General features: G+C 73.8%; 5 protein-coding genes. 4 read left to right on the top strand and 1 reads right to left on the bottom strand.

Translation table 11 applies throughout. The features are described from left to right. Positions 1-324: 324 nt before the first annotated feature. The 4 genes from GTR02_RS08935 to GTR02_RS24340 are packed head-to-tail and all read left to right on the top strand — an operon-like array spanning position 325 to position 4660. Positions 325-1245, top strand: a complete 921-nt coding sequence (locus GTR02_RS08935; protein ID WP_166607137.1) for an ABC transporter permease subunit — start codon at positions 325-327, stop codon at positions 1243-1245. Next, positions 1242-2180, top strand: a complete 939-nt coding sequence (locus GTR02_RS08930; protein WP_205708904.1) for an ABC transporter permease subunit — start codon at positions 1242-1244, stop codon at positions 2178-2180. The genes GTR02_RS08935 and GTR02_RS08930 overlap by 4 nt, the downstream gene beginning before the upstream one ends. A gap of 55 nt (positions 2181-2235) precedes the next feature. After that, positions 2236-3609: an ABC transporter substrate-binding protein gene (locus GTR02_RS08925; protein WP_166607136.1), complete on the top strand. Its 1374-nt coding sequence runs from the start codon at positions 2236-2238 to the stop codon at positions 3607-3609. Between the two features lie 28 nt (positions 3610-3637). Then, complete coding sequence (locus GTR02_RS24340; protein ID WP_166607135.1) at positions 3638-4660, top strand: alcohol dehydrogenase catalytic domain-containing protein; 1023 nt, start codon at positions 3638-3640, stop codon at positions 4658-4660. 17 nt (positions 4661-4677) lie between these two features. Here GTR02_RS24340 and GTR02_RS08915 read toward each other — a convergent pair whose 3' ends face one another. Then, the gene (locus GTR02_RS08915; protein WP_205708907.1) at positions 4678-6615 is read right to left on the bottom strand and encodes an anthranilate synthase family protein; all 1938 of its coding nucleotides are present in this window, start codon (positions 6613-6615) and stop codon (positions 4678-4680) included. Between the last annotated feature and the right edge of the window lie 31 nt (positions 6616-6646).

Below are 6646 nucleotides of genomic sequence, written 5' to 3'. Positions count from 1 at the left end.
GCGTCGACGTCTACGCGCCGTCCGTCCTCCAGCTCTGCCTGCGCTACGGCACCCCGTCCGTCCTCGCCCGGGAGGTGCGGCACGACGGCGATCGTGTCGAGCGTCGCGGACCCGACGCACACGACGTCCAGCGAGGTCACCGGTCCGTCCCGCGTCCGCCCGGGCTTCCTCTGCTCACCCGGCGATCGTAGCGGCGCTGAGCGGATTCCAACAGAGCTGTTCCAAAACTCACATTCGGCTGTTAACCTCCGCCCGTACGTTGCTCCTTCAGCGAGGAAGGACTGCCATGCTCCCCACCACCGCAGCCGAGGACGGCTCCCGACCGTGGTGACCGTCGCGCCCGTCCGCCGGACGCCGCGGCGCGTCCAGGGCTCCAGCACCCGGCGGTGGGTCGGCTGGGGGTTCCTGGCCCCGTTCGCGGTCGTCTTCGTGTTCACGCTCATCGCGCCGATCGCCTACGCCGTGAACCTCAGCCTGTTCCAGGAGCGGCTGATCGGCGGCACCGTCTTCGCCGGCCTGGACAACTACCGGTTCGCGCTGCGGGACCCGCAGTTCCGCGAGGCCCTGTGGCGGGTCGTCCTCTTCTTCCTCGTCCAGGTCCCCGTCATGCTCGCGGTCTCCGCCTTCGCCGCCCTCGCCCTCGACAGCGCGCGGCTGCGCTGGTCGGCCCTCTACCGCATCTCGCTGTTCCTGCCGTTCGCGGTCCCCGGCGTCATCGCGGCCCTCATGTGGGGCTTCGTCTACGGCACCGACTTCGGGCTGGTGGGGAACCTCAACTCGACGTTCGGGCTCTCGCTGCCGGACCTGCTGTCCAGCCGCTGGGTCCTGGCCGCCATGGCCAACATCTCCACCTGGGCGTTCCTCGGCTACAACATGCTCGTCATGTACTCGGCCCTGCGGACGGTGCCGCGCGAGCTCTACGAGTCCGCGGCCATCGACGGGGCCGGCACGTTCCGGGTCGTCCGCTCCATCAAGCTGCCGGCGATGCGGCCCGCGTTCGTCATCACGCTGGTGTTCTCGGTCATCGGCAGCTTCCAGCTCTTCAACGGCCCGAACATCCTGCGGACGCTGTCGCCCAACACCATCGGGACCAACTTCACCCCGAACATGTACGCGTTCAACCTCTCCTTCGCCGGCCAGCAGTACAACTACGCGGCCGCGATCGCGATCATCATGGGGGTCCTGACCGCCGTGGTGGCCTACGTCGTGCAGGTGGCCGGCATCCGCAACGGAGGTGCCCGGTGACCGCCCCGACGTCCGAGCCGGCGGTGACCGCGGGGGAGCGCCCGCGCACGCCGGTCGCGCACCGGCTGCGCCCGCGCCGCAACTCCTTCCTCCAGCCGCGCCGGTCGCCGCTGCTCAGCGTGCTCATGACGCTGGTCCTGATCTACTGCCTCGTCCCGCTGGCCTGGCTCCTCATCGCGGCCACGAAGACGCAGCCCGAGATCCTCTCCAGCTTCGGGTTGTGGTTCTCGGGTGACTTCGTGCTCGGGGACAACGTCGTGCAGACCCTCACCTACGACGGCGGCGTCTTCGTGCGGTGGCTGGTCAACACCCTGGTCTACGTCGTGGTCGGGGCCGGCGGCGCGACGCTCCTGGCGACCCTCGCGGGGTACGGGCTGGCGCACTTCGACTTCCCCGGCAAGCGCGTCGTGTTCGCGGTCGTGCTGGGCGCGATCGCGATCCCCGGGACGGCGCTGGCCGTGCCCACCTTCCTCATGTTCAGCGCGATCGGGCTCACCAACGGGCCGTGGGCGGTGATCCTGCCGTCCCTGGTCAGCCCCTTCGGCCTGTACCTCATCTGGACCTACGCCACGTCCGCGGTCCCGTCCGAGCTCATCGAGGCCGCGCGGGTCGACGGGGCCGGCGAGGTCCGCATCTTCGTGACGATCGTGCTGCGGCTGCTCGCCCCCGGCTTCGTGACGGTCCTGCTGTTCAACGTCGTCGAGACCTGGAACAACTACTTCCTGCCGCTGATCATGCTCAGCGACCCGCGGTGGTTCCCCCTGACGGTCGGGCTCAACCAGTGGAGCACGCAGGCGAACCAGCCGGGCGGGCAGCCCATCTACCACCTGATCGTGACCGGCTCGGTCCTCACGGTCGTGCCGATCGTCCTCATCTTCCTCGTCATGCAGCGGTACTGGCAGTCCGGCCTCACCGCGGGCAGCGTCAAGGCGTAGGCCTGCCGGCCCGTCGCCTCCTCGAACCCTCCTCCCGCACCCAGGAAGGCACCTCATGTTGCGCACCAGGACCACGGGCGCTCGTCGCGTCCCGACCGTCATCGCGGCCGCCGCGGCGGCCGCGCTGCTCACCCTGACCGGCTGCAGCGGTCCCCAGCCCGGCGGCGGCGCCGCGGAGGCGACGGGGCAGGAGCAGTTCACCCAGGCGGACATCGACGCCGCGCTGCAGGAACCCACGGAGCTGACCTTCTGGGCGTGGGGCGCGCAGTACCCCTCCGTGGTCGAGGCGTTCAACGCCGCCCACCCGGACGTGAAGGTCACGCTGGCGAGCCAGGGCAGCGGCAGCGACCACTACACCAAGCTGCAGAACGTGCTCAAGGCCGGGTCGGGGGTGCCGGACGTCGTGCAGCTCGAGTACTCGGTGATGCCGCAGTTCGCGCTCGGCGAGTCGCTGGTGGACCTGGGGCAGTACGGCGTGGACAGCATGCAGGCGGACTTCTCCGAGTCCTGCTGGCAGGGCTCCAAGGTCGACGACGCGCTGTACGGCCTGCCGCAGGACGCCGGCCCCCTCGCGATGTTCTACCGGCAGGACGTCTTCGACCAGTTCGGGCTCACGGTGCCGACGACGTGGGACGAGTACGTGCAGACGGCTCAGCAGCTCAAGGCCGCCGACCCGTCGCGGTTCATCGCCGCGGACGCGGGTGACCCGGGGGCCGCGAGCGCCCTCATCTGGCAGGCGGGCGGCCGGCCGTTCCAGGTCGAGGGGGAGCGGGTGTCCGTCGACCTCGCCGACCCGGGCAGCACCACGTGGGCCGACAACTGGCAGCGCCTCATCGACGGCGACCTCGTCGACACGGCGACGCCGGGGTTCACGCCCGAGTGGAACGCGGGCCTGGCCAGCGGCAAGTACGCCACCCTCGTGACGGGCGCCTGGGCCGCGGGCACCCTGCAGCGCCGGATCCCCGACGCCGCGGGCGCCTGGCGGGTCGCGCCCCTGCCGCAGTACGGCAGCGGGACCGCGGTCAGCGGGCAGACGGGGGGTTCGGTGTCCTCGGTCATGGCCACGAGCGAGAAGAAGCTCGCGGCGATCGGGTTCGTGCAGTGGATGGCCGCGAACGCCGAGTCGGCCCAGATCTGGGTGGACGAGGGAGGGTTCCCCTGCACGTCCGCGACGCTCGCCTCGCCCGAGTGGCTGGACCGCGAGGTGCCGTACTTCGGCGGGCAGCAGATCAACCGGATCTTCGCGGAGTCGGCGGAGCAGGTCGGTGAGGGCTGGGCCTTCCTGCCCTTCCAGGCCTACGCGAACAGCGTCTTCCCCGACACGGTCGGCCAGGCGTACGTGAAGCAGACCGACCTGCAGGGCGGTCTGCGCGACTGGCAGGAGACCATCACCACCTACGGCGAGAGCCAGGGGTTCACGGTCGAGTGACGGCCGTCCGCGGCGGGGGAGGTGCGGGGTGAGGGCGTTCCTCGTCACGAGCCGGGGGGTCGGAGCCGTCGAGCACGTCGAGCCGCCGCGGGCCGGCGCGGGCCAGGTCGTCGTCGAGGTCGCCCGCGCCGGCGTCTGCGGCACGGACCTGTCGCTGTTCGACGGCGACGCCGCCCGCCTGGCCGACGCCCGGTCGGCGCACCCGCTGCGGCTGGGGCACGAGTGGTGCGGGACCGTGCGGGAGGTCGGCGACGGGGTCGCGGACGCCTGGGTCGGGCGGCGCGTCACGGGCGACACGATGCTGGGCTGCGGCACGTGCGAGCGGTGCCGGCGCGGTCGCCACCACGTGTGCGCGCAGCGGTGGGAGATCGGCGTGCGCGGCGGCTGGCCCGGCGCGCTGGCCGAGCGGCTCGCGGTGCCGGTGACCGCCCTGGTGCCCCTGCCGGACGCCGTGGGTGACGTGGCGGGAGCCATGGTCGAGCCGGGCGGCAACGCCGTCCGCGCGGTCGACGCGGCCGCCGCCGGCGAGGGGTCCCGGCTGCTCGTCGTGGGCCCGGGCACCATCGGCCTGCTGTGCGCGCTCTTCGCGCGGGCGCGCGGCGCCGAGACCCACGTCCTGGGCCGCGACGCGCCGTCGCTGGACCTGGCGCGGCGGCTGGGGTTCGCGGGCACCTGGACCGCGGACGACCTGCCGCGGGTGGCCTGGGACGCCGTGGTCGACGCGACGGACGACGCCGCCGTTCCCTCGTCCGCGGTGGACCTCGTGGAACCCGGCGGCCGGGTCGTCCTCATCGGCGTCTCCCGCACGCCCAGCTCCGTCGACACGCGGCGGCTCGTGCGCGGCGACGTCACGGCCGTGGGGGTCCTCGGCGCCTCCGCCGGCCTGCGCAGCGCCGTCGACGCCTACGCGGCGGGGGTGGTCGACCCGGCCCCGCTGGTGGCCGAGACGATCCCCCTCGAGCTCCTGCCGGACGAGCTCTCGGGGCGGCGGCCCCGGCCGGCCGGGTCGCCGCCCAAGGTCCACGTCGACCCGTGGGCGACGCCCGGCTGAGCGCGCCGCGCGTCCCGTCAGCGGGCCAGCAGCGGTTCCACCACGCTGCGCAGGACGGCGGGGCCGTCCAGCGTCAGCACCGACTCGGGGTGGAACTGGATGCCCGCGAACCCGGGGCCGCGCACGGCGACGACCTCGCCCGCAGGGCCCTCGCTGACCTCGACGCCGCGCTCGCGCAGGGCGGCCACGCCGGCCGGGTCGACCCGAGCGGTGAACGAGTTGTAGAAGCCCACGGTCGCCGGCCGGCCGAAGACGTCCACCTCGAGCTGCGTCCCCTGGTGGGGTTCGTCCTTGCGGCGCAGCGGCAGGCCCAGGGTCCCCGACAGCAGCTGGTGGCCGAGGCACACGCCCAGCAGCGGGTTGCCGCCGGCGCGCGCGGCCGCCGCGAGGTCCCGGGCGAGGCCCTGCAACCGGGCCAGCCGCGGGTCGGAGGCGTCCTCGGGGTCGCCCGGACCGGGCCCCAGCACGACGAGCCCGCGGTGGGCCGCGAGGTCGGCGTCCAGCGCGGGGTCGTCGTAGCGCACCACGCGGGCCCGCAGACCGGCGGACGCGAGCAGGTGCACCAGCATCGAGGTGAACGTGTCCTCGGCGTCCACGACGAGCGCCTCGCCGAGCGGGCTGCCGGCCGCGTGCGCCTGCGGTTCGAGCCAGAACCGCGCGAGGCGGTCGCGCCGGGAGGCGAGCAGGCCCGCGACGCGCGGGTCCGCCGACAGGGGCACGCGGCGCGCGGGCGCCCCGGCCGCGTCCGTCGCGGGGCGCTGCAGCGGCGGCAGGGCACCGAGCGCGCGCAGCACGCCGGCGGACTTCGCGTGCGTCTCCGCGACCTCCCCCTCGGGCGTGGAACCGCGCACGAGCGTCGCGCCCACCGAGACGCGGACGCGGCCGTGGCCGTCGGCGTCGGGCCGCACGTCCGCGGTGCGGATGAGGATCGGGGAGTCCAGCGTCTGCGCGCCGTCGGCGTCGCGGCCCAGCAGCGCCAGGGCCCCCGCGTAGTACCCGCGCCCGGAGGGTTCGAAGCGGCGGATGACCCGGCACGCGCTCTGCAGGGGGCTGCCCGTCACGGTGGCCGCGAACATGGTCTGCCGCAGCACCTCCCGCGAGTCCAGCGTGCTCTGCCCGCGGATCTCGAACTCGGTGTGGGCCAGGTTCGCCATCTCCCGCAGGTACGGCCCGTGGACCGTGCCGCCCAGGTCGCCGACGGAGCACATCATCTTCAGCTCCTCGTCGACCACCATGAACAGCTCCTCGACCTCCTTGGGGTCGGTGAGGAACTCGACGATGCCGTCGGCGTCCGGGCCGGTCGCGGGGTAGCGGTAGGTCCCGCTGATGGGGTTCATGACGACCTCGCCGCGGGCCATCCGCACGTGGACCTCGGGGCTCGCGCCGACCAGCGTGCGCCCGGGGCTGCCGTCGGGCTGCCGGCCGGTGTGCACGACGAAGGTCCAGTACGCCCCCTGCTCCGCGACGAGCAGGCGGCGGAACAGGCTCAGGGCGGTGGCGGGGGTGAACCCGTCGATGACCGCGTCGACGTCGCGCCGGATGACGAAGTTCGCGCCGGTGCCCTCCGCGATCTCGGAGGCGATGATGCGGCGCACCACGTCGGCGTAGGCCTCGTCGTCCAGGTCGGGCGCGACGTCGCGCAGCGGCACCTCCTCGTCGGGCAGCGCGCGCAGCGCGTCCTCGACCGCGAGCTCCGTGACCGACTCGACCTGCAGCACCTGCAGGGGCGTGCCGTCGTCGTGCACCTCGAACCCGCGCTCGCGGATCTGCCGGAACGGCACGAGGGCCAGCGCGTCGCGGCGACCGCCGGGCACGGGCCCGGCCGGCAGCGGGACGTCGGCCAGGTGCTCGACCGTCGTGACGGCTCCGGTGAGGACCTCGACGGGACCGGGGGAGCCGGTGCGCGGGTCCAGGCGGCGCAGGACGGCGAAGGGGGCGGCGGCGTCGGCGAGCAGGCGGGCGACGACGTCCTGCGCCGCCTGGACC

It is taken from the genome of Kineococcus siccus (genome assembly GCF_009906795.1).
GTDB classification, from domain to species: domain Bacteria; phylum Actinomycetota; class Actinomycetes; order Actinomycetales; family Kineococcaceae; genus Kineococcus; species Kineococcus siccus.
This window is presented reverse-complemented; position numbering and strand designations above follow the sequence as displayed.

What these genes read in the sequence shown, in the direction of transcription:
- GTR02_RS08925 (WP_166607136.1), top strand. Translation starts at nt 2,236, where the DNA reads ATGTTGCGCACCAGGACCACGGGCGCTCGTCGCGTCCCGACCGTCATC.